This is a genomic window from Clostridium sp. DSM 17811, assembly GCF_018861905.1.
Lineage (GTDB): Bacteria > Bacillota > Clostridia > Clostridiales > Clostridiaceae > Clostridium_AD > Clostridium_AD frigoriphilum.
In genome coordinates, this window is record NZ_JAHLDU010000004.1 from 231,881 (window position 1) to 256,219 (window position 24,339).

At 33.2% G+C, this 24,339-nt stretch carries 18 protein-coding genes; all 18 read left to right on the forward strand.

Annotated elements, in window-relative coordinates:
• The first annotated feature begins 48 nt into the window (after positions 1 to 48).
• The 18 genes from KPL44_RS07945 (at position 49) to KPL44_RS08030 (ending at position 24,335) form a co-directional block, all read left to right on the forward strand.
• Entirely contained in the window at positions 49 to 1,761 is a 1,713-nt protein-coding gene (locus KPL44_RS07945) for a methyl-accepting chemotaxis protein (RefSeq protein WP_216248517.1), read from the forward strand.
• Between the two features lie 331 nt (positions 1,762 to 2,092).
• On the forward strand, positions 2,093 to 3,805 hold the full coding sequence (locus tag KPL44_RS07950; RefSeq protein WP_216248519.1) for a methyl-accepting chemotaxis protein: 1,713 nt from the start codon (positions 2,093 to 2,095) through the stop codon (positions 3,803 to 3,805).
• Positions 3,806 to 4,179: 374 nt separating this feature from the next.
• Positions 4,180 to 4,881: a FadR/GntR family transcriptional regulator gene (locus KPL44_RS07955; RefSeq protein WP_216248613.1), complete on the forward strand. Its 702-nt coding sequence runs from the start codon at positions 4,180 to 4,182 to the stop codon at positions 4,879 to 4,881.
• A gap of 213 nt (positions 4,882 to 5,094) precedes the next feature.
• Positions 5,095 to 5,883, forward strand: a complete 789-nt coding sequence (locus KPL44_RS07960) for an electron transfer flavoprotein subunit beta/FixA family protein (RefSeq protein WP_216248521.1) — start codon at positions 5,095 to 5,097, stop codon at positions 5,881 to 5,883.
• 33 nt (positions 5,884 to 5,916) lie between these two features.
• Complete coding sequence (locus KPL44_RS07965; protein WP_216248523.1) at positions 5,917 to 7,125, forward strand: electron transfer flavoprotein subunit alpha; 1,209 nt, start codon at positions 5,917 to 5,919, stop codon at positions 7,123 to 7,125.
• 88 nt (positions 7,126 to 7,213) lie between these two features.
• Positions 7,214 to 8,611 (forward strand): FAD-binding oxidoreductase, encoded by a 1,398-nt coding sequence (locus tag KPL44_RS07970; protein WP_216248526.1) that lies wholly within the window; start codon positions 7,214 to 7,216, stop codon positions 8,609 to 8,611.
• A gap of 310 nt (positions 8,612 to 8,921) precedes the next feature.
• Positions 8,922 to 9,707: an electron transfer flavoprotein subunit beta/FixA family protein gene (locus KPL44_RS07975; protein WP_216248528.1), complete on the forward strand. Its 786-nt coding sequence runs from the start codon at positions 8,922 to 8,924 to the stop codon at positions 9,705 to 9,707.
• 20 nt (positions 9,708 to 9,727) lie between these two features.
• Entirely contained in the window at positions 9,728 to 10,666 is a 939-nt protein-coding gene (locus tag KPL44_RS07980; RefSeq protein ID WP_216248530.1) for an electron transfer flavoprotein subunit alpha/FixB family protein, read from the forward strand.
• 229 nt (positions 10,667 to 10,895) lie between these two features.
• Positions 10,896 to 12,329, forward strand: a complete 1,434-nt coding sequence (locus KPL44_RS07985; RefSeq protein WP_216248532.1) for an FAD-binding oxidoreductase — start codon at positions 10,896 to 10,898, stop codon at positions 12,327 to 12,329.
• A 50-nt stretch (positions 12,330 to 12,379) separates the two neighbouring features.
• Positions 12,380 to 13,522: an acyl-CoA dehydrogenase gene (locus KPL44_RS07990; RefSeq protein WP_216248534.1), complete on the forward strand. Its 1,143-nt coding sequence runs from the start codon at positions 12,380 to 12,382 to the stop codon at positions 13,520 to 13,522.
• A 160-nt stretch (positions 13,523 to 13,682) separates the two neighbouring features.
• Positions 13,683 to 15,206: an L-lactate permease gene (locus KPL44_RS07995; RefSeq protein ID WP_216248535.1), complete on the forward strand. Its 1,524-nt coding sequence runs from the start codon at positions 13,683 to 13,685 to the stop codon at positions 15,204 to 15,206.
• A gap of 12 nt (positions 15,207 to 15,218) precedes the next feature.
• On the forward strand, positions 15,219 to 16,493 hold the full coding sequence (gene larA / locus KPL44_RS08000) for a nickel-dependent lactate racemase (RefSeq protein WP_216248537.1): 1,275 nt from the start codon (positions 15,219 to 15,221) through the stop codon (positions 16,491 to 16,493).
• A 288-nt stretch (positions 16,494 to 16,781) separates the two neighbouring features.
• On the forward strand, positions 16,782 to 17,804 hold the full coding sequence (locus tag KPL44_RS08005; RefSeq protein WP_216248539.1) for a molybdopterin-binding protein: 1,023 nt from the start codon (positions 16,782 to 16,784) through the stop codon (positions 17,802 to 17,804).
• A 68-nt stretch (positions 17,805 to 17,872) separates the two neighbouring features.
• Complete coding sequence (locus KPL44_RS08010) at positions 17,873 to 20,602, forward strand: molybdopterin-dependent aldehyde oxidoreductase (RefSeq protein WP_216248541.1); 2,730 nt, start codon at positions 17,873 to 17,875, stop codon at positions 20,600 to 20,602.
• Positions 20,603 to 20,685: 83 nt separating this feature from the next.
• Entirely contained in the window at positions 20,686 to 22,959 is a 2,274-nt protein-coding gene (locus KPL44_RS08015) for a pyridine nucleotide-disulfide oxidoreductase/dicluster-binding protein (protein WP_216248544.1), read from the forward strand.
• A gap of 2 nt (positions 22,960 to 22,961) precedes the next feature.
• A complete protein-coding gene (locus KPL44_RS08020; protein ID WP_216248546.1) occupies positions 22,962 to 23,171 on the forward strand; it encodes a DVU_1557 family redox protein in 210 nt (69 codons plus the stop codon).
• Positions 23,168 to 23,881, forward strand: coding sequence for a DVU_1556 family methyltransferase (trsM, locus tag KPL44_RS08025; RefSeq protein ID WP_216248549.1), 714 nt, complete (start codon positions 23,168 to 23,170; stop codon positions 23,879 to 23,881). Before KPL44_RS08020 ends, trsM begins: the two co-directional genes overlap by 4 nt.
• Positions 23,882 to 23,894: 13 nt before the next feature.
• Positions 23,895 to 24,335, forward strand: coding sequence for a DVU_1555 family C-GCAxxG-C-C protein (locus KPL44_RS08030; RefSeq protein ID WP_216248550.1), 441 nt, complete (start codon positions 23,895 to 23,897; stop codon positions 24,333 to 24,335).
• Positions 24,336 to 24,339: the final 4 nt, after the last annotated feature.

The window sequence follows — 24,339 nt, forward strand, 5'->3', positions numbered from 1 at the left end:
AATCAGTGTAGCATGTGATGCACTAGATATAATTAGGAGTGATTGTTAATGAGATGGTTTACTAATTTAAAAATGATTAAAAAACTAGTGTCAGCATTTGTTTTAGTTGCATTGTTTATAGGTATTGTTGGGTTTATTGGAATGACTAATATAAAAAATATCAATAAAAATCTGGGGAACATTTATAATATAGATTTAATAGGGGTAAATGATATTTCTAATATCAAAGCAAATTTATTGGAAATAAGAGGAGATTTGTTGTTGCTTGCTGCTCCAACAAATAAAAGTGATTTGCAAAAAAACAAAGACAATATTGCAACTCTTATAACCAATAATAATAAACTTATTGTAGAATACAAGACTACTATTACATCTGATTTAGATAGACAACAATTTACGGAATTTGAAAAACTACTTGTGGATTATAATGCAGGTATTGAGGACGTAATTAAACAAATTGATGGGGGCGACTATAAAAAAGCAGATGCACTTGTTCCAGTACTTTCTAAGATTAGAATAAACATGTTCGAAGTTCTACAAAAAGAGTCAAAACTAGCTATGAGTATGGCGAAAATCGATTATGATAATAGTCAAGTAACATATAATAGCTCATATGTTATTATTGCAATAATAACTTTATTAGGCTTATTTGTTGCAATTGCATTGGGGTTAATAATTGCTATTTCGATATCGAGGAGGATAAAGAAGGTTGTTATTGTAGCTGGAGCACTTTGCGAAAATGATTTATCAAAAACTGTTGATATTGACAATAAGGATGAAATTGGTATTTTAGCAAAAGCTTTAAACAAGGCGATATTCAATTTAAAAACATTAATTTCTGAAATATCAGAAAGTGCTACTGATATTAGCGCTACCAGTGAAGAATTATCTGCTACAACAGAAGAAATATCGGCAAAAATGGATCTTGTTAATGAATCCGTAAGACAAGTGTCTATAGGTGCACAACAGTTAAGTGCAACGGCCGAAGAAGTAAATGCGACAACAGAAAGCATTGCAGAGAATGTGAGGGGTATAACTTTAAGAGCAAATAATGGAACTAAGATTGCTAGTGACATAGGCATAAAAGCTAAGAAAATTATGAAAAATGCAGAGGACAGTAATATTAATGCAAAAAAATTAGGTGAAGAGAAACAAGAAAAAATATTAAAAGCAATTGAAGAAGGAAAGGTTGTAAGTGAAGTTAAGATAATGGCAGATGAAATAGAAAACATAGCAAGTCAGACAAATCTTCTTGCACTTAATGCAGCTATTGAAGCAGCAAGAGCCGGAGAACAAGGTAAGGGGTTTGCTGTGGTTGCAGATGAAGTTAGAAAATTAGCAGAAGATTCATCAGCTGCAGTTCAAAAAATTCAAGAGGTAACTTTAAGAGTTGAAGCTGCATTTCAGAATCTTTCAAGTAATGCACAAGAGGTGTTGAATTATCTTATTATTACAGTTACACCTGATTATATATCGTTTGTAGATACAGGTAAACAATATGGCATAGATGCCGTAATATTTAATGAGTTATCCTCCGATATAGGAACTTCAATGGATACAGTAAATGAAACAGTGTCAGAGATTAAAAAAGCAATTGAAAATGTATCAGCTACAGCTGAGGAATCTGTTGATAGTACAGAGGAGATACTTGCAAGTGTTAACGAATCGGTTATGGCCATTGGTGAAATAACAAAAGCTTCTCAAGACCAGGCAATACTAGCTGAGAAATTAAATAGTATGGTTCAAAAATTCAAGCTATAAAACTAATATAAGTAAATTTTACCATATAGAGTAGACAAATAAAGTCTAAGCTATATGGCATTTTTTTTATTATTTTTATATACGTCTATTGTAGTGTTTTATACAAAAATGAGATTTTAACAATATTATTTGAGGATTTTTAATATATTATTAAATTTTGTTAAAGTTAAATGCAAATATGACGATTATATTAGTGACTTAGAAAAAGATTTAATGATATTTGACAATTAAATGTGAAACTATAGAAAAATATGAAATATTACAGAAAGTTGTTTAAAAAATTAATCAGTGTAGCGTGTGCTGCACTAGATATAATCAGGAGTGATTGTTAATGAAATGGTTTAATAATTTAAAAATGATTCAAAAACTAGTGTCAGCATTTGTTTTAGTTGCATTGTTTATAGGTATTGTTGGGTTTATAGGGGTGACTAATATTAAGAACATGAATAAAAATCTTGAAAATATTTATAATAATGATATGAAAGGTTTAGATGGTATTATCAATATTAAATCAAATTTATTAGAAATTAGAGGATATTTATTGGTGGTTACTGATCCGATAAATAAAAAAGATCTACAAAAATATAAAGATTCTATTACAAGTCTTGAAGGGAGTAATAATAAATTTATAGCTGATTATAAGACTACAATTGTAAGTGATTTAGATAGGAAACAATTCGTAGAATTTGAAAAATTACTTGGTAATTATAGTACGGGATATAGTGAAGTAATTAAGCAAGTTGATGCGGGTGACTACAAAAGAGCAAATATACTATTTGCAGGTCTTTATGAGAGCAGAGTGGTTATGTCTACAACTCTAACGAAGAAGGTAGAATTAATTAAAAAAATGGCGAAAGATGATTATGATAATAGTCAATCATTATATAATAGTGCATATGTTAAAATTGTAACAATGACTGTGGTGGGTTTATTTGTCGCAATTGCACTCGGATTAATAATTGCTATTTCAATATCAAGGAGAATAAAGAAGGTTGTGATTGTAGCTGGAGCACTTTGCGAAAATGATTTATCAAAAACTATTGATATTGATAATAATGATGAAATTGGTATTTTAGCGAAAGCATTAAATAAAGCTATAATAAATTTAAAAACATTAATTGGAGAAATATCAGCAGGTGCTACTGATATTAGCGCTACCAGTGAAGAACTATCTGCTACAACAGAAGAAATATCAGCAAAAATGGATCTTGTTAATGAGTCCGTAAGACAAGTATCTATAGGTGCAGAACAGTTAAGTGCCACAACAGAGGAAGTAAATGCTACCACAGAAAGTATTGCAGAAAACGTGGTAGAGGTAACATTAAAAGCAAATAATGGAACTAAGATTGCAAGTAACACAGAGATAAATGCAGAAAAAATCAGTAAAAATGCTGAAATTAATGCGAATATTTCAAATAAAATATATGATGAGAAGCAAGAAAGAATATTAAAAGCAATTGAAGAAGGAAAGGTTGTTAGTGAAGTTAAAATAATGGCAGATGAAATAGAAAATATAGCAAGTCAAACAAACCTTCTTGCACTTAATGCAGCTATCGAAGCGGCAAGAGCAGGAGAGCAAGGTAAGGGGTTTGCTGTGGTTGCAGATGAGGTTAGACAACTGGCTGAAGATTCATCGAGTACGGTTAAAAAAATTCAAGAGGTAACTGCAAAAGTTGAAAAGGCATTCCAAAATCTTTCCATCAATGCTCAAGATGTATTAGCTTTTATGGATAGTAATGTTAAACCGGATTATAAATTGTTTGTAGATACGAGCAAAAAATATGGAACAGATGCAGTAGTCTTTAATAAGTTGAGTTCAGAGATTGGAGATTCGATGAATATTGTAAATGAAACAGTGGCAGAAATTAAAAAAGCAATTGAAAATGTATCAGCTACAGCTGAGGAATCGGTAGCTAGTACAGAAGAGATACTCGCAAGTGTTAACGAATCGGTTATGGCCATTGGTGAAATAACAAAAGCTTCTCAAGACCAGGCAATACTAGCTGAGAAATTAAATAGTATGGTTCAAAAATTCAAATTGTAAATAGAATATTAAAAACCGATAAGATTTTATAAATCTTATCGGTTTTTAATATAATGTTTCAGATTAAATGTAATATTTGTATCCGATATTTCATTTAAAATAAACGATTATGTGAAAATATTATCAATGTTCTTACTCTTTATAAATTATAATATATTATTGTTCTTAGTACATCTTATATTAAAAATATGATTATAGTTATTTACATAAATGTTTATAATTTTGAACATGATTTGCTGGAATATTAAATTGTAATAATTATGTTATAATATATATAATGTATGAATCTGGAATGTTAAAGGGGGAATCACATAATGGATAAAATTGATAAGACTACATTAAAACCTTTGGAGCAATATCCAGGTCTGAATAAAATGTTTAGTCCAATAAAGAGTACGAAAGTTTACGAGCAAGTAATTGAACAAATAAAAAGTATGATTGATCAAGGTATGCTTAAAAAAGGTGATAAACTACCTTCAGAGAGAAGCTTAGTGCAACAATTAGAAGTTAGTAGGGCCTCGATTCGAGAGGCTCTTCGGGCATTAGAAGTCATTGGACTTATAGATTGCAGACAAGGGGAAGGAAGTTATATAAAGGCAAGTTTTCAGGATAATTTATTTGAACCATTATCAATTATGTTTATGTTAGAAGGAAGTAATCAAGAAGAGATATGGGAGCTCAGAAAAATTATGGAGGTTGAGGCTGCAGGTCTTGCTTCAAAGAGAATAACAGATGAACAATTAATAGAGCTTAAGGAGCTTACACAAAAATTTATAAATTGTGATGATGAAGATATTAATTCTGAAATAGATAAAAAATTTCATTATAAGATTGCAGAATGCTCAGGTAATGTTTTAATTTTTGATATTCTAAAAACAGTTTCAACACTTGTAGATCATTTTATAAAGGATGCAAGAAAATTAATAATAGTTCATGAAGGGAATAAGGAAATTCTTTTTTCTCAACATAATGAGATATATTTAGCGATGGAAAGACATAGTTCCTCAGATGCCAGAAAAGCAATGCGAGAACATTTAGATTTTGCAAATAAGTATAAGAGTGAAAGGACAAAATAAAAAATATAATGATTTTCATAAAATCAAAGGTGAGGGCAATAACAAATATTGCTCTCGCCTTTAATTTTTCAACAAAAAAATAAACACTGTTAATTAAATAACAATAGTAGAAATGTTTTGAATAGTGTGTTATTATAAATTAAAAGGTGGTCAGACCATCTAGCCAATAATGAGTTTTTAGAATTCTATACAAAATGTAGGAGGAATAAATATATGGAAATTTTAGTTTGTATAAAACAAGTTCCAGGTACTTCAAATGTTGAGGTAGATCCAGTTACAGGAGTTTTAAAAAGAGATGGTGTAGATTCTAAAATGAATCCTTTCGATTTGTTTGCGTTAGAAACAGCTCTTAAAATTAAGGAACAAAAGGGTGGACTAATTAAAGTTATAACAATGGGACCCCCTCAAGCAAAGGATGTTATTCGCGAAGCATATATGATGGGAGCAGACGAAGGTGCATTAATTTCGGATAGAAAGTTTGCAGGAGCAGATGTTCTAGCTACATCTTATACAATTTCTCAAGGTGTAAGAAAAATGGGCAAATTTGATCTTATATTATGTGGAAAGCAAACAACTGATGGTGATACTGCTCAAGTAGGACCGGAAATGGCTGAATACCTAAATATTCCACATATTGCAAACGTTTTAAAAATAATAGAATTGAAGGAAAAATCAATTGTTGTAGAGATGGATATGGCAAATACTATAGAAGTAGCAGAAGTTCAATTTCCATGTCTTTTAACTGTAGATAAAGACATATATCAGCCAAGGCTTCCATCTTATAGGAAAAAATTAGCTACAAAAGATAGAGAAATAAAAATGATAACATTAAATGATTTTGAAGATAAGGATGAAAAGAAATATGGACTTAATGGTTCACCAACACAAGTTGAGAGAATATTCCCACCAGCAGTGAATAATGATCGTGAAACATGGACAGGTAGCGGTGCAGAACTTAGTTTAAAAATGGCAACAAAACTTAAAGAATTAAAATTCGTATAATGAATTAAATTATATAAGAAGGGTGGAGTTCTAATGAGTAAGTTAATTTGTCACCAAGAGAAAGTAAATGAAGCAAATGTTCAAGAATTATTAAAGGTTTGTCCTTTTGGTGCTATTGAATATAACGATGGGAAAATAGAAGTTAATGCAGGCTGTAAAATGTGTAAGATTTGTGTCAAAAAAGGTCCAACGGGAGTAATGGAATTTATTGAAACGAAGGCAGTTCAAGTTGATAAGAGTTTATGGAAGGGTATAGGGGTATATGTTGATCATGTAGAAGGAGTTATACATCCTGTAACAATGGAACTTATAGGAAAAGCGAGAGAACTTGCAGCAGTTGTTAATTTTCCAGTATATTGTGTTTTCATTGGACACAACATAAAAGAGAAAGCAAAAGAATTATTACATTATGGTGTTGATGAAGTATTTGTATACGATTATGAAGAGCTTAAGGATTTTAGGATAGAACCTTATACTGCAGCATTCGAAGATTTTGTAAATAAGGTAAAGCCATCATCATTACTTGTGGGTGCAACAACTATTGGTAGATCACTTGCCCCAAGAGTTGCAGCAAGATTTAGAACAGGACTTACTGCTGACTGTACAATACTTAAGATGAAAGAAAATACAGACCTTGTGCAGATAAGACCAGCTTTTGGTGGTAATATTATGGCTCAAATTATATGCCCAAATACAAGACCACAAATGTCTACAGTAAGGTATAAAGTTATGAATGCTCCTGAAAAAAACTGTGATGAGAAAGGTAAAATTACAATTTGTGAAATAGATAGAACAAAATTAAGATCTAACATTGAAGTATTAAAGGTTACTAAAAAAGAAGTTGAAGAAAATATTTCAGATGCAGAGGTAATTATTGCAGTTGGAAGAGCATTAAAGTCAGAAAAAGATCTTGTTATGATACAGGAACTTGCAGACTTACTTAATGCCCAAGTAGCTGGAACAAGACCAACAATTGAAGCAGGTTGGATTGATGCTAAAAAACAAATTGGTCTATCAGGAAGAACAGTAAAACCTAAATTAATAATAGCTCTTGGAATTTCAGGTGCAGTTCAGTTTACAGCCGGAATGAACAGTTCAGAGCGTATATTTGCAATAAATAAAGATCCTAATGCATCGATATTTAATGTAGCTCATTATGGAATAGTGGGAGACATATATGAAATAGTTCCTCAATTGATCCAAAACATTAAAAATTCAGGAGCTGAGTACTGTATTCGCTAACGTATAGATTTTAATCAACTTTTAGTCTTAACTTAAGTAATAAATCATTTAGCGGTTTTACTAAATGAATAATCGGGGAGGTAATCTTATGAGTTACAAAAAACTTGATGCAAAGGATATAGAATTTCTAGTGTCTATATTAGGAAAAGATAGAGTGTTTACTGGTGAAGATATAAATGATGATTTCAGCCATGATGAGATGGGTGGAATAAGTAAAATGCCAGAAGTATTAGTTGAGGTTCTTACAACGCAGGAAGTGTCAAAGATCATGAAATATGCATCTGATAATGTTATTCCTGTTGTAGCAAGAGGTTCAGGAACAGGACTAGTTGGAGCATCAGTTCCAATATTCGGCGGGATTATGATAAATATGTCTAGGATGAATAAAATACTTGAAATTGATGAAGAAAACTTAATGTTAACACTCGAGCCAGGTGTACTTCTAATGGAGATAAGTAAATATGTTGAAGAGTTTGATCTGTTTTATCCACCAGATCCAGGAGAAAAATCAGCAACAATTGCGGGTAATATAAATACTAATGCAGGTGGAATGAGAGCTGTTAAATACGGAGTTACAAGGGACTATATAAGAGGACTTGAAGTAGTACTTCCAAGTGGAGAAATACTTGAAGTGGGTGGAAAGGTAGTTAAGAATTCTACTGGTTACAGTATAAAAGATTTAATATGTGGTTCTGAGGGAACACTTGGGATAGTTACGAAAATAATATTAAGACTATTACCACTACCAAAGAAAGCTGTGTCATTATTAATACCCTTCCCTAATCTCGATATGGCAATAAATACAGTTCCTTTAATAGTTAAATCAAAAGCAGCTCCAACTGCTATAGAATTTATGCAAAGAGAGGTTATTCTTGCTGCTGAAGAATTCCTTGGTAAAAAGTTCCCGGATAATTCATCAGATGCTTATCTTTTATTAACTTTTGACGGTAATACTATAGAAGAAATAGAAAAAGCATATGAAGGGGTAGCTAATATTTGCCTAGAGCAAGGTGCTCTAGATGTATTTATAACGGATACAGATGAGAGAAAAGAAGCTGTTTGGTCTGCAAGAGGGGCTTTTCTTGAAGCTGTTAAAGCAACAACAACTTATATGGATGAATGTGATGTTGTTGTTCCAAGGAACATGGTTGCCAAGTTCATTAATTACACTAATGAGCTTCAAAAGGAATTTAATATAAGGATAAGAAGTTTTGGTCATGCAGGTGATGGTAACTTACATGTATATGTGTTAAAAGATGACCTTACGGATGAAGTATGGGACACAAAAATTGCAGAAGTATTTGAAGCAATGTATAGTAAATCAAGAGAACTCAAAGGTTTAGTATCTGGAGAACATGGTATTGGATTTGCAAAAAAAGCATATATGTTAGAACAATTAGGACCTGTATATGTAGGACTTATGAGAAATATAAAATTAGCATTTGATCCTAAAAATATATTAAATCCAGGAAAGGTTTGTGAATAAAGCTGGGCATATCGTCAATGTCTTTTGTAGATATTGGCGATATATAATATTAATTCATAGTAGATTTCACTACTGTATCTAAGCTTACTAAGTAGATGAGATATTAAAAATTGTATAAGTCATTGAGTTGTTTTAAATATTGTGATAAAATCAAATAAAGTGGTAGTACCATACTACCAACAAATAATATTTCTATAAAAATCAATCAAAGCAATTTTCATAAAATGGTTCTTTATAAAAAATTTAAATATACAATTGTTCTATCAAGAAAACGATTTAATAAAGTAAAAGTGTAAAGGAGAGGGAAAGTATGAATATTATTTTATGTGTAAAACAAGTTCCAGATGATTCTATTGAAATTCATTTGGATAATAAGACGAAAAAACCTAATTTAAATGGAGTCAGTTTGGTAGCAAATGCATTTGACACATATGCATTAGAGTTAGCAGTTCGTTTTACAGAAGCTAATGGAGGAACTGTTAGTGTACTAACTGTTGGAGCAGATGATTCTTTAAATACATTAAAAAATTGTCTTTCTGTAGGAGCTAAAGAAGCATTTTCTGTAAAAGATGATTTATATGCAGATTTAGACGCTAATTCCACAGCTCATGTTTTGGCAGATGCTATTCATAAAATTGAAAAAGACAAAGGTGAAAAATTTGATTTAATTCTTTGTGGAAAGGAATCCACAGATGAAATTACTGGTCAGGTAGGAGCCATACTTGCTGAAAAATTGGACACAAGCTTTGTTAGTAATGCAATTGAAATCAATCTTAAAGAGGGTGGCATGGAAGTTCATCAAGAAACTGAAGAAGGATATAATATAGTTTCTGTAGGATCTCCAGCTGTAGTAACAGTAAGTAAACCAAATTATGATCCACGTTATCCTAGTATTAGAACTAAGATGGCAAGTCGTAAGGCAATTATTCCAATTTACTGCGCAGCAGAAATTGGAGAGGTAAAACAAGCAAAAGTACGTTGTATTGAATATGTGCAGCCTCCTAAGAAAGAGGCTGGTATCAAGATCCAAGAGAAAGATGCGTTGCTAGCAGTAAGTGCTGCTATTGATCAAATGAAAAAAGATAAAATAATCTAATTAAGGGGGAAAACGAAATTATGAAAGCACTATTGTTTATTGAAACAGATGGAGAAAAAGTATTAGGCGGAAGTCTTGAATTGATTAGTGCAGTAAAAGCACTAGATGCAGAAGGAACAGCTATTATAGTAGGTAATAAGGTTTTGGCAGATACAGTAGCAACTTTTGGAATTCCAGTTATTTTTATAGAAACTGCTACAGACTGTGATACTTTGACAGAAGTATTATCACAAACGGTTAAGCAGCAAAACCCAGATATTCTACTACTCGCAAATACAGCACTTGCTAAAGATATTGCACCACGTATTGCAGGACGTATGAGTTTAGGATTTGTAAGTGACGTAATAGGAATGAATAAAACTGATGGTAAAGTTATATACACAAGGCCGGCTTATGGTGGTACAATTTTAGAACACATTGAAGTAGATGGAACAGCCGTAGTTATAGTTAGAAATGGAACTTTTTCAAAGCCAGAGGCTGGTTCAAATGCAGGTGTTACAGAGAAAAAAGTAGAAATTCCAGCGAGTGTTGTTAAGGCAAAAATCGTTGATACAGTAAAAGACATTTGTGAAACTGTTAATTTAGAGGAAGCACAAGTTATTGTTTCTGGTGGACGTGGATTGGGAAATGTAGAAAATTTTAAACTTGTTGAAGAATTAGCACATGTACTTGGTGGTGAAGTAGGTGCAACAAGACCAGCAATAGAAGATGGATGGATTTGTCGTACACACCAAGTTGGACAATCGGGAAAGATTGTAGCACCAAAACTTTATATTGCATGCGGTCTTTCTGGAGCAACACAACATACATCTGGAATGACAGGTGCTAAGTATATTGTGGCAATTAATAAAGATGAGGAAGCTCCGATTTTTGAAATAGCAGATATAAGTATTATTGGAAATGTAAATGAAATTCTTCCAATTATGATTGAAGAAATGAAAAAAGTAAAAGCAAAATAAAGGTATTAAAGGGAGTATTTTTGTTACATTAGTCGCTGCATTACCATTTGGTAAAGCAGTGCAAGTATGATCTCCCTTTATTTTAATATCTGTAATGTAAATGTTTACTTGAAATTTATATAAATGATTGAATTGTCTTAGATATTGTGATAAACTTAAATAAAGTGGTCTTACCATAGTACCAATAAATAATATCGAGTAAGAAAAAATTTAGAAAGGAAGGATTATTATGGCCCAGTATAATCAATTGACAGAAGAATTAATCTTACAATTACAGGAGGCAGCTCCAGGACATATTTTAACAGGTGATGATATCAATGATGATTATTCTCATGATGAAATGCCTATTTATGGAAAAAAAGCCCCGCAAGTTGTATTTATAGCACACTCTACAGAGGAAGTTGCTGCAGTAGTGAAAATATGTAATGAAAATAAGATACCAGTAACTCCAAGAGGAGCAGGAACAGGACTTGCAGGAGGAGCAGTTCCATTACTCGGAGGAGTTTTAATTGATCTTACAAAGATGAATAAAATACTTTCTTATGACTTAGAAAATTTTGTTGTTCATGTCGAGGCAGGAGTACTTCTCAAGGACCTTGCAGAGGATTGTACAAAACAAGGATTACTTTATGCTCCAGATCCTGGTGAAAAGCTTGCTTGTTTAGGCGGAAACGTTGCAACAAATGCTGGTGGAATGAGAGCTGTTAAATATGGTGCAACACGTGATTACGTACGTGCAATGACAGTTGTTCTTCCAACAGGAGAAATTACTAAGTTTGGAGCTACAGTATCAAAAACAAGTTCAGGTTACAGCCTTTTAAATTTAATGATTGGTTCAGAAGGTACCCTTGGAATTATTACAGAACTTACTTTGAAAACAATTGTAGCACCAAAGGAAGTTGCAAGTTTAATTATTCCTTTTGAAAATCTAGATGATTGTATTTCTGCTGTTCCTAAATTTAAAATGGAACACATGAATCCACAAGCATTGGAATTTATGGAAAGAGAAATTGTTTTATGTAGTGAAAGATATATTGGAAAGAGTGTATTCCCTCAAGTAATTAATGGGGTAACTGCAAATGCTTATTTACTTGTTACTTTAGATGCAAGTAGTGAAGATGAACTAAATGATCTTATTGAACAAGCAAGTGAAATAGTATTAGAAGCAGGAGCAATTGATGTTCTTGTAGCTGATACACCTTCGAAAATTAAAGATGCATGGGCTGCACGTTCTAGTTTCTTAGATGCAATTCTTGCAGAAACAAAATTATTAGATGAATGTGATGTGGTAGTTCCAATAAATAAAATTGCTTCTTATCTTGCGTTTGCAAATAAGGTTGGCGAAGAGTGTGGATTAACTATTAAGAGTTTTGGACATGCAGGAGATGGTAATCTTCACATATATCAATGTAGTAATGATTTAGATGAAGCAGAATTTAAAATAAGAGTTGAGAAATTCTTTGATATTATTTATAAAGAAGCAATAGATTGTGGCGGACTTGTTTCAGGAGAACATGGAATAGGGAGTGGAAAGATCAGCTATTTAGAAGAGTGCGTTGGAGAAGTAAATATGGAATTAATGAAAGGTATTAAAAGAACTTTTGATCCAAATTCTATTATGAACCCAGGTAAAGTATGCGCTCCAATAGATGATGCACGCTAATAAAACACAATTTACAAACACTTTTAAAATATGAAAGGTAGGTAATTAATATGAATTTTATACAAGATGAAGATAGCAAACAATTACAAGAAATGTATCGTGAATTTGCAGAAAAAGAGGTAAAACCAATTGCAAAAGAAATTGATGAAAATATGCGCTTTCCAGCAGAAAACATACCCAAAATGGCTGAAATGGGCTTACTTGGAATTCCATTTCCAGAAGAATACGGTGGAGCTGGAATGGATACATTAAGTTATGTACAATGTGTAGAAGAATTATCTAAAGTTTGTGCAACAACAGGTGTTATTGTTTCGGCACATACAAGTCTTTGTGCAACACCAATTTTCACATATGGTACAGAAGAACAAAAACAAAAATATTTAAAACCACTTGCCTGCGGTGAAAAATTGGGTGCATTTGGCTTAACAGAACCTTCTGCAGGAACTGATGCATCACTTCAAAAGACAACAGCAGTACTCGAAGGAGACCATTATGTATTAAATGGCAGCAAAATCTTTATTACTAATGCAGGATTTGCAGATATATATATTATTTTAGCTATGACAGATAAGAGTAAGGGAACAAAGGGTATTACAGCATTTATCGTTGAAAAAGATTTTCCTGGTTTTACTGTTGGAACTCATGAATTAAAGATGGGAATTAGGGGATCTTCTACATGTGAATTATTCTTTGATAATTGCATAGTTCCAAAGGAAAATCTTTTAGGGGTAGAAGGTAAAGGATTTAGCCTTGCAATGGCAACTCTTGATGGAGGCCGTATTGGTGTTGCAGCACAAGCTCTTGGTATTGCAGAAGGTGCAATAGAAGAAACTATTAAATATGTTAATGAACGTGTTCAATTTGGGCGTACTATCTCAAAATTCCAAAATACACAATTTGAACTTGCTCAAATGCGTGCAAATACAGAAGCTGCAAAGCTTTTAGTATATCAAGCTGCATGTGCAAAGGATAATCATGAAAGATTTACACATTTCGCTGCTATGGCAAAATTAGTTTCTTCTAGAAATGCCAGCGATGTAACAAGACGTTGTTTACAGTTATTTGGTGGATACGGATATTCAAGTGATTATCCAATTGAAAGAATGATGCGTGATGCAAAAATAACAGAAATTTATGAAGGAACATCAGAAGTTCAAATGATGGTCATTTCTGGATGGATGGGTGTTAAATAATAGATAACTAAAATTAAATAAAAAACAGATGAGGAAAAGTTTGTGAATAAAGCAGGTCATATCGTCAATGTCTTTTGTAGATATTGGCGATATATAATATCAAGATGTAGTCGATTTCACTACTGTGTCTAATCTTACTAAGTAGAGGAGATAATAAAAAATGAATATGTATTTATTATTTTTTATAGCACTTATTCCTATTGTATGGCTAATGGTATCTCTTGGTGTTTTAAAAATGCCAGGACATAAAACTTGTTCAATTACGCTTGCAATTACAATAGCACTTGCGATTATCGTTTGGAAAATGCCAATAGGTCAAGCACTTACAGCAACGGTTGAGGGTGCATCAATGGCAATTTGGCCAATAATTGTCGTAATAATAGCAGCGGTGTTTACCTATAATCTTTCTATTCATACCAAAAGTATGGATGTAATAAAGGACATGATGACAGGAATCACAACTGATAGAAGAATACTCGTTTTAATTGTTGCTTGGGGTTTTGGTGGATTTCTTGAGGCAATTGCAGGGTTTGGTACAGCAGTTGCAATACCTGCAAGTATATTAGCTGCACTTGGGTTTGATCCGATATTTGCAGCGATAATATGTCTTATTGCAAATACAACGCCAACAGCTTTTGGAGCAATAGGATTACCTGTAACAACTCTTGCAAAGGTTGCATCAATTGATCCAGTTACTTTAAGTTATGCAGTTGGTATTCAATTATTTGCGCTAATTGTAGTTTTACCATTGATACTTGTAATGCTCACAGGTAAGAGTGTGAAGGCGATAAAAGGAGTTGTGTTTATTTCTATTGCATCAGGTCTAGCTTTTGCAGTGCCAGAACTTTTAGTAGCAAAATATCTTGGAGCTGAACTTCCAGCACTAATTGGATCAATAATATGTATTATTGTAACAGTTACGATAGCTAAAATATTCTATAAAAAAACTGCGGCTAAAGATGCAGTTAATATACCTGTAAAAAAGGCTTTATTAGCTTGGGTGCCATTTATATTAATTTTAGCTTTTATATTAATAACAAGTACTTTAGTTCCAGCAATAAATAAACCATTATCAGCTATAAAAACTTCAATACAAATATATACCGGTCCACATGCAAAAATAAGTACTTTTACATGGATTGCAAATCCCGGGACACTTATAATTATTGCAACATTTATAGGGGGACTTATTCAGGGAGCTAAGTCACGAGAAATAGTAAAGGTATTCACGGATACTTGCAAGCAAATGTCTAAAACTGCAATTACAATACTTGCTATAGTTTCTCTAGCAAAGGTAATGAGTTATAGCGGAATGATAACATCTATTGCTGTGGTACTTGTTGCAGCAACAGGAGGATTCTATCCATTATTTGCACCGGTAATAGGAGCTCTTGGAACATTTGTAACAGGTAGTGATACCTCAGCAAACGTACTTTTTGGTCCACTTCAAGTTGAGGTTGCAAGAAATCTTCATATGAGTCCTTACTGGTTAGCGGCAGCCAATACTGGTGGCGCGACTGCTGGTAAAATGATTTCGCCTCAAAGTATAGCAGTCGCAACGGCCGCTACTGGAATTGTAGGAGCGGAAGGTAAGATATTAAAGGCAACTTTGAAATTCTGTTTAGTATATGTATTAATCTTAGGATTGATTGTGTACTTTGGATCAAAATTCTTTACAATGTAGGGAGGAATAAAAATGACTAAAGTTAAAATACCCTATTCAAAACGGTTTTTAGAAATTGAAATACCAGACAAAAATTTGTTGGCAATACTAGAATCAAAAGCACATGATTACAAAGTAGAAAGCACTCAAGAGGACATTGTAAATAAGGCATTAGATAATCCTATTGGAAGTGTAAAATTAGAAGAATTAGTTAAAGGTAAAAAAAACTTAGTATTAATAACTAGTGATCATACAAGACCAGTTCCTAGTAAAGTAACACTTCCAATATTACTTAGGAGAATAAGATTAGCTAACCCTAAAATTGATATAACAATATTAATTGCTACTGGTTTTCATAGACCTACAACAAGGGAGGAAATGATTAATAAATTTGGACAGGAAATTGTAGATAATGAAGTGATAATAAATCATGTATCTGAGGACTATAGCAGTATGGTTAGTGTTGGAATTCTTCCATCAGGTGGAGAACTATTACTTAATAAAGTGGCAATGGAAGCTGAACTTCTAATTTCGGAAGGTTTTATAGAACCACATTTCTTTGCAGGCTTTTCGGGGGGACGAAAAAGTGTTCTTCCTGGAGTGGCATCAGCAAAGACAGTTATGGCAAATCATTGCTCTGAATTTATAGCAAGTGAGTATGCACGTTCTGGAGTTCTTTTAAACAACCCAATTCATAAGGATATGTTATATGCTGCTAAAAAAGCTAAGCTAGCATTTATATTAAATGTTGTTATTGACAGCGAGAAAAATATTATAAATGCATTTGCAGGAGATAGTGAACTTGCACATGCTAGCGGATGTAAATTTGTAATGGAACTTGCATCTGTGAAAGCCGTGAAAGCAGATATTGCCATATCAACTAATGGAGGATACCCACTAGATCAAAATATATATCAATCTGTAAAAGGCATGACAGCAGGTGAAGCAACTTGCAAGGAAAACGGAGTTATAATTATGGTGTCTGCTTGTAATGATGGACATGGTGGACAGTCTTTTTATGACAATATAGCAAATGCCAGTAGCCCACGTGAGGTTCTTGATAGGGTGATTAAAGTTGGAAGAAATGATACCGCGCCAGATCAATGGGAATTCCAAATTCTTGCACGGATACTGGATAAGTTCACCGTAATCCTAGTTTCAGATATGTGTGACCCAGAGATGATAAAAAAAATGCATATGCAGCATGCATTTACATTTGAAGAAGCACTTGAAAGAGCATTTAAGATAAAGGGTAAAGATGCTAGCATATCTGTAATACCAGATGGAGTTTCAGTTATAGTAAGATAAATATAAAAATAGTAGCAAAAGAAGAGATGATTCTTGTATTATGAACTGTAAACTAGATATTAGACACTAAAAAAAAGTGACTAGTATCTAGTTTTATTATTTTTTTGTTGTTATAATAGTATATGTATTAATATTACATAAGTACAAATTAAAGGAATAACAATGTGAAATTAATAACGACAAAATTCGAATAAAAATTTGAAATATACTTGCAATTTTACAATTTTATGCTTAAAATTTAAGTTAAGAGATATTAATAAAAGTGTTAGAGTTGAGGGAGGGATTTAAATGAAAATTGTTCCGGTTGAAGAAGCATTAGGAATGGTATTATGCCATGATTTAACCAAAATTATCCCAGGAGAGTTTCAGGGTGTGGCGTTCAAAAAAGGACATGTAATATCTGAGGAAGATATACCTAGAATGTTGGATATTGGGAAAAAAAACATTTATGTTTGGGAAATGCAGGAAGGAATGATTCATGAAAATGAAGCTGGAGAAAGAATGGCAAGAGCGGCAGCTGGGAAGGGAATAGTTTTTACTAAGCCATCAGAAGGTAAAGTTAAATTGGTAGCTGAATGTAAAGGCTTACTTAAAATAAATATAAAAGCTTTAGAAAAAATTAATATGATAGATGAGGCAATGGTTGCAACTTTACATACTGATATTGTGGTAGATGAAGGGAGTGTGATTGCAGGTACAAGAATAATACCGCTTTTTATTGAAGATTATAAAATTGAACAAATCGAGAATATTTGTAAAGAAGAAGGACCTATTATTTGGGTAGAAACCTTAAGAAATATGAAGGTGGGCATTGTGACCACAGGTAGTGAAGTTTATAGTGGTAGAATATCAGATAAATTTGGACCTGTCATTAAAAATAAAATTAATGAAATTGGAAGTCAAGTTATCAAACAAATCATTGTAACAGACAGTGAGAGTATGATTGCCGATGCTATAAATGAATTACTTACACTAGGTGTTGACATGATTGTTGTTACTGGAGGTATGTCAGTAGATCCTGATGATGTTACACCTGCAGGAATAAGGAAAGCTGGAGCAAAGGTTATATCTTATGGAGCACCTGTACTTCCGGGAGCCATGTTTTTAGTTGCATACATGGGTGATATACCTGTTCTTGGACTTCCGGGTTGTGTTATGTACAATAAACGAACCGTATTCGATCTTATACTTCCTAAGATTTTAGCTGGTGAAATGATAAAAAGGGGAGATATTACAAAGTTAGGTCATGGTGGGTTATGTGTTAAGTGTGAAGTGTGTGATTTTCCAGCTTGCAGTTTTGGTAAATGTTAATAGAGGGGCTGAGCTTTTATAAATTAAGGCTGTACCTTTTTAAATAAAGAAAGAAAAGGGGCGTTAAAATGTTAAAAAAAATACTTAATATTAATGGTCTTAAAAGAACAGTCATTGTTAGTCCAGAAATTTCACTCGCTGATGTTTTAAGAAAACAGTTATTTCTTACAGGTACCAAAGTGGGGTGTGGAAAAGGTGAATGTGGTGCATGTAATGTAATATTGGATGGTAAAGTTGTAAGATCATGTATAGTTAGAATGAAAAGAGTACCAGATGAAGCTGAAATAACAACAATTGAAGGAATAGGATCACAAGATGATTTGCATGATATTCAATTTGCATGGATGATACATGGTGCGGCGCAATGCGGATTTTGTACTCCTGGTTTTATTGTAAGTGCAAAGGCACTTTTAGATCAAAATAATAATCCTACAAGAGAAGAAGTAAGAGCTTGGTTTCAAAAAAGTAGAAATGTTTGTAGATGTACAGGATATATTCCGCTCGTAGATGCAGTAATGGAAGCTGCAAAGCTTATGCGTGGAGAGGTTACAAGGAAGCAATTGTGGCTAAAACTTCCAGAAGGTGCAAGTTTAGTAGGCACTGAGACAGTAAGACCTTCTGCTTGTGCAAAAGTAACAGGAACTTGGGAATTTGGAGCTGATCTTGGGTTAACGCTTCCAGAGGATACTCTCCATATAAAACTTGTTCAAGCTACGGTTTCTCATGCAAATATTATATCTATTGATACTACTGAGGCTGAAACTATGCCTGGAGTATATAGAGTTTTAACTTATAAGGATGTAAAGGGAACAAACAGAATTAATGGTTTAGCCTTCCCATCAAATAAAGGTGATGGACTTGAAAGACCAATTTTAAATGATAAGAAAATTTTCCAATTCGGTGATGCAATTGCAATGGTACTCGCAGATACACCTACACACGCTGAAGATGCTGCTAAAAAAGTTATTGTTGAAATCGAAGAATTACCAGCATATATGAGTGCACCGGCTGCTATGGCGGAAGATGCTATTGAAATTCATCCAGGTACACCAAACATATATTTTGAAACAAAGGTTGTTAAGGGAGAAGAAACTGCACCGCTTATGGAAAGTTTACCATATGTTGTCGAAGATGATTTATATGTAGGAAGGCAGCCCCATCTTCCAATAGAGCCAGATGTAGGATTTGCTTATTTCGATGAAGAAGGTAAGTTAATAATTCATTCAAAGAGTATTGCATTACATTTCCATGCTCTTATGATTGCTGAGGGTATTGGACTTCCATTAGAGAAGGTAATGATTGTACAAAATCCAACAGGGGGAACTTTTGGTTATAAATTTAGTCCTACAATTGAAGCTTTACTTGCTGTTGCTGCAATGGATACAGGAAAACCAGTATATTTAGAATTTAATATGTATCAACAAATCACTTATACTGGAAAGAGATCGCCATTCTGGATGCATGTAAAATTAGGCGCAGACAAATTTGGAAAACTACAAGCACTAGAATCAGATTGGTCTTGTGATCACGGTCCTTATTGTGAATTTGGTGACCTTGTTACAACAAGAGGATCTCAATTCATTGGTGCAGGTTACAAAATAGACAACATTCGTGGATTTGGTCGAACTGTTGCTACAAATCATGGATGGGGTGCAGCTTTTAGAGGGTTTGGTTCACCACAAGCTTTATTTGCATCAGAACAAATGATGGACGAGCTCGCAATCAAGATGGATGTAGATCCACTTGAACTTAGATATGATAATGCACTAAGAGAAGGGGAGGTAACTCCAAACGGTTGTAAACTTGATGTATATGTTATTCCACAATTGTTAGATAAAATTAGACCATATTACGTTAAAGCCAAGGAAAATGATAAAGAAAAAAATAAAATAAGCGAGAATAAGAAATATGGTTCTGCTATATCAGTTCTTATGTATAGTTGTGGGCTTGATGGAGCAGATTCATCAGAGGCATGGGTAGAGATAACTAAAAAGGGTGTAACTGTTGCTAACTCATGGGAAGATCATGGTCAGGGAGCAGATATGGGTACACTTACTATGGCACATGAAACATTAAGAAAAGCTGGTTATGAACCAGAAGATATCAAACTTATATTAAATGATATGAACTTTACACCTAATAGTGGGCCTGCAGGTGGAAGTCGTTCTAATGTTCTTACTGGAAATGCTACTAGAGTTGCTTGTGAAAATTTACTTGAAGGACTTAAGAAAGATGATGGAACATACAGAGATTATGATGAACAGATTGCAGAGGGAAAACCAACAAGATATGATGGAAAATGGACTGCACCATGTACTGCATGTGATGTTGAAACAGGGCAAGGCGATCCATTCCCAGTTTATATGTATGGAGTATTACTCGCAGAAGTAGAAGTAGATTTAGTTACTGGGAAAACACATGTTGATAAATTAACATGTATTTCAGATGTAGGAACTATTATAAATAAACTTGTAGTTGATGGTCAGATACTTGGAGGACTTGTTCAAGGTATTGGTCTTGCATTATATGAGGATTTTGAAGATCTTAAAAAGCATACAACACTTACTGGTTGTGGAATTCCTCAGATTAAAGATGTAACTGATGATATAACATTATTATATCTTGAGACTCCAAGACCACTTGGACCTTATGGAGCAGCAGGTGCTGGTGAAATGCCGTTATCATCTCCTCATTCAGCGATCATAAGTGCAATATATAATGCTTGTGGAGTTAGAATAACACACCTTCCAGCTTATCCAGAAAAAGTTCTTGCTGGAATTAAAAAATTAAATAAATAATTATTGTTTATTAGTGGAACCTAAAGTGAAGTATAAAAAATTCATTTTAGGTTCCATTTAAAACAATATTGGAGGAATAACATATGGATTTAGAGAAACTTCTTTCCATGCAGAAGTTATGCATAAATGATAATCCTGCTACATGTGTTACTGAGTGTCCAATTCACGTTGATGTGAAAGGATTTATATGCGAAATAAGAAAAGAAAATTTTGAAGAGGCATATAGGATACTGAATAAAAGAATGCCATTTATTAACATAATTGGACTGGTTTGTGACCACCCTTGCGAAAATCTCTGCGTAACTAATGTTAATGGAAATGCTATCTCAATTCATGAGCTTGAAAAGGCAGCTCTAATTTATGGTGGTGGTGCAAAAATCAAAACACTTCCTATGCCTAAGATTGATAAAAAAATTGCGGTTATTGGCGGTGGTATAAGTGGAATTACTTGTGCTTATGACCTTAATAAAAAAGGATATAGTGTTGATATATATGAAAAAGAAAATGGAATAGGTGGATCACTTTTGAAAATGCCTGAAATAATACTTAATCTAAAACTAATTAAAGAAGAAATTATTAAATTAGAAGATCAAGGCATTGAAATAAAGTTAAACCAAGAAATTACTCCTGAAAAATTGAAAGGCCTCACTCTGGAGTATGATGCAGTTTTTATTGGCAGCGGAGAATGGAATGAAAAATTCAACGTAAATGAAGTGACTATGCAAACAGAAACAGAAAAAGTTTTTGCTGGTGGGCGAATAGTTAGCGAATGTGAATCTGTTATACAGTCAGTACAAACAGGAAGATGCGCAGCAGTGTCTATAGATAGATTTGTATATAAAAAATCTCTTACAGCACTTAGAGCAAAAGAAGGGGCCTACAAAAGTATTCTTAAGGTAGATGTGGAAAACGAGAAAATATCCCCGAGAATAAAGCCTGAAGATGGTACTTTTACAAAGCAGGAAGCAATTAATGAAGCTCTAAGATGTGTTCAATGTGAATGCCATAAATGTGTTAAAGCTTGTGTTCATCTTCAAAAGGTGAAATTGGATCCTAAAGCGTATATAAGAACCATAAACCAAAATGAACGTATTATTCTTGGAGATCATTATGCAAATAAAACAATAAATTCTTGCACAGAGTGTGGTCTATGTGGAGAGGTATGTCCTACTTCCATAAATATGGCAGATATAATTAAAGAAACAAGGATAAGCATGGTTTCTAGAAATAAAATGCCGCTTTCAGCTCATGATTTTGCTTTAAAAGACATGGAATTTACTAATAGTAAATATTTTGAATTAATAAAACATCAACCTGGAATGAATAATAGTAAGTACGTGTTTTACCCTGGATGTCAACTAAGTGCCAGTTATTCGGAGTATGTTATTAAAACATATAATTATTTAATGGAAAAACTTGATGGTGGTGTTGGATTATATTTAGGGTGTTGTGGAGCACCGGCTAAGTGGGCAGGTAGGCAAGAACAATATGATAGTAGTATAGAAAAAATTAAATTGAACTTAGAAAAGATGGGTGACCCTATTGTTATAGCAGCATGTTCTACATGTTTTAGTAATTTTGGAGAAAGTTTAAAGAATATAAGCATTAAGTCTCTTTGGGAGATATTTGATGAAAAAGGTCTTCCATTTGGTGCTAAATCGGGAAATGGTAAAACCTTAGCAGTACATGACGCATGTACCACCAGAAATGAGAATGGGATTCAAGAAAGTATTAGAAATATTGCTAAAAGGCTCCATTATGAAATTGAGGAGCCAGAGTTTACAAAGGAAAAGACTAAATGTTGTGGTTATGGTGGGCTTGTATATTATACAAATAAGGAGTTTAGCAGGGAAGTAACTCAGGACAGAATAAAGGATTCAGAGAATGATTTTCTTGCTTATTGTGCTATGTGTAGAGATCTATTTGTATTAAAAGGGAAAAAGACTTATCATATATTAGATCTTATATATGGAAGTGGCAAAGAGGAAATTTCAGACATGAAAGTTCCCACATTATCTGATAGGAGAGCAAATAGATTTAAGCTTAAGAAAGAATTACTAGATAATTTATGGGGTGAGAAAATGGAAATAAAGGATGAATACAACGACTTAAAAATAGTTATTGGACAGGAATTAAGAGATAAAATTGAAGATGAACTTATTCTTGAGGGAGATATTAAGAGTGTAATAGGTTATGCACAGAAAACTAATGATAGTTTCTATAATCCAGAAAATGGTCACATTCTTGCGTGGAAAAGGTTTGTAAATATAACCTTTTGGGTAGAGTACCAAAAGGTAAATGATAGCTTTAATATTATTAATGCTTACAGCCATAGAATGCATGTAAAAGGAGTATAACTATGAAACAAGATAATAAAGGAAAACAAAGCAAATGGCTTTGTTCAAAGTGTGGAGGGCCTCTTGAAGAGGGACCTGTGAAAGCAGAGTACCTCGGAGGAGATTTTGAAATTGAATTACTTGAGTGTCCTAAATGTAAAAATGTTCTAATAACGCAGGAGCTGGCAGCTGGTCAAATGCTTGAAGTAGAAAAGAGTTTGGAGGACAAATGAAAGGCTGCTCTGTTTTTGAGAATGAAGATATGATAAGAGCAACAGGAGATACTCTAAGGCCAGGTGGAGTTTTTCTTACTGATAGAGCTGTTAAAATATGTGACTTTAAATTTAATGATAAAATTTTAGACGTTGGTTGTGGAATGGGAGTAACAGTAGAAAGGCTAAAAAGACTATACAAGCTAAATGCTTTTGGGGTCGATCCTTCATTAAAGTTACTGGAGCTTGGCAAAGGTAAATATGGTAATCATCAAATAGATTTTGGGAGAGGAGAAAAATTGCCCCATAAAAATAAATTTTTTAAGGGGGTTATGGCTGAGTGTACTATGTCCCTTATGGATGATTTTGAAGAGACAATAAGGGAAAGCTATAGAGTCCTTGAAAATGATGGATACTTTATTGTATCAGATGTCTATGCAAGAAGACCAGAATACCTTGAAGAAGTTCAAAAACATGATATCAATAGTTGTATGAGGGGTCTTTTTAATGTAGATATATTAAAAGATGTTATTGTAAGCGTTGGTTTTGAAATAATATGTTTTGAGGATTGGACAGATTTGCTTAGGCAACTTATGGTGGAGATAATATTTAAATATGGTTCAATGGCAAAATTCTGGGAAGTAGCAACTTGTAGCAGCTGTGGTGATTTTCAAGAAAAACTTACGTTATGCAAACCAGGATATTTTTTGCTTATTGCTAAGAAAAAATAGTGGAGGGATTATAATGGCGGCAGATGCATTTAGAATGTTTAAATTAGCGAATTCTGGATATTGTTGTAGTCAAATACTTATAATTATGTACCTTGAGAGTAATGAAATTGAAAATGTTACACTAGTAAAGGCTATGGCTGGGCTTTGTGCAGGAGTAGGGAATACTGGAAAGACTTGTGGCATTGTTACTGGAGGAGCATGTTTATTTGGAATTTATGCAGGGAAAGGCATAGATACTCAAACTCGTGATGGTAATTTAAAAGGGATGATTCAAAAATATGTAGAATGGTTTGAAGAGGAGTTTGAAAGTACTCAGTGTGTTGATATGATAACAGTAGATGTGCTAAATGATATGAATAATAATGAAGGGTACCCTATAAAATGTGGTAATGCAATTCAAAAATCCTACAATAAAATTATTGAAATCCTAAAAGAATATAGTTATATAGAATGAGAGG

Coding starts and splice junctions, on each gene's coding strand:
- KPL44_RS07995 (WP_216248535.1), top strand. CDS start 13,683: ATGAATATGTATTTATTATTTTTTATAGCACTTATTCCTATTGTATGG.
- KPL44_RS07980 (WP_216248530.1), top strand. CDS start 9,728: ATGAAAGCACTATTGTTTATTGAAACAGATGGAGAAAAAGTATTAGGC.
- larA (WP_216248537.1), top strand. CDS start 15,219: ATGACTAAAGTTAAAATACCCTATTCAAAACGGTTTTTAGAAATTGAA.
- KPL44_RS07945 (WP_216248517.1), top strand. CDS start 49: ATGAGATGGTTTACTAATTTAAAAATGATTAAAAAACTAGTGTCAGCA.
- KPL44_RS07975 (WP_216248528.1), top strand. CDS start 8,922: ATGAATATTATTTTATGTGTAAAACAAGTTCCAGATGATTCTATTGAA.
- KPL44_RS07950 (WP_216248519.1), top strand. CDS start 2,093: ATGAAATGGTTTAATAATTTAAAAATGATTCAAAAACTAGTGTCAGCA.
- KPL44_RS07985 (WP_216248532.1), top strand. CDS start 10,896: ATGGCCCAGTATAATCAATTGACAGAAGAATTAATCTTACAATTACAG.
- KPL44_RS07960 (WP_216248521.1), top strand. CDS start 5,095: ATGGAAATTTTAGTTTGTATAAAACAAGTTCCAGGTACTTCAAATGTT.
- KPL44_RS07970 (WP_216248526.1), top strand. CDS start 7,214: ATGAGTTACAAAAAACTTGATGCAAAGGATATAGAATTTCTAGTGTCT.
- KPL44_RS08020 (WP_216248546.1), top strand. CDS start 22,962: ATGAAACAAGATAATAAAGGAAAACAAAGCAAATGGCTTTGTTCAAAG.
- KPL44_RS07965 (WP_216248523.1), top strand. CDS start 5,917: ATGAGTAAGTTAATTTGTCACCAAGAGAAAGTAAATGAAGCAAATGTT.
- trsM (WP_216248549.1), top strand. CDS start 23,168: ATGAAAGGCTGCTCTGTTTTTGAGAATGAAGATATGATAAGAGCAACA.
- KPL44_RS08030 (WP_216248550.1), top strand. CDS start 23,895: ATGGCGGCAGATGCATTTAGAATGTTTAAATTAGCGAATTCTGGATAT.
- KPL44_RS08010 (WP_216248541.1), top strand. CDS start 17,873: ATGTTAAAAAAAATACTTAATATTAATGGTCTTAAAAGAACAGTCATT.
- KPL44_RS08005 (WP_216248539.1), top strand. CDS start 16,782: ATGAAAATTGTTCCGGTTGAAGAAGCATTAGGAATGGTATTATGCCAT.
- KPL44_RS08015 (WP_216248544.1), top strand. CDS start 20,686: ATGGATTTAGAGAAACTTCTTTCCATGCAGAAGTTATGCATAAATGAT.
- KPL44_RS07990 (WP_216248534.1), top strand. CDS start 12,380: ATGAATTTTATACAAGATGAAGATAGCAAACAATTACAAGAAATGTAT.
- KPL44_RS07955 (WP_216248613.1), top strand. CDS start 4,180: ATGTTTAGTCCAATAAAGAGTACGAAAGTTTACGAGCAAGTAATTGAA.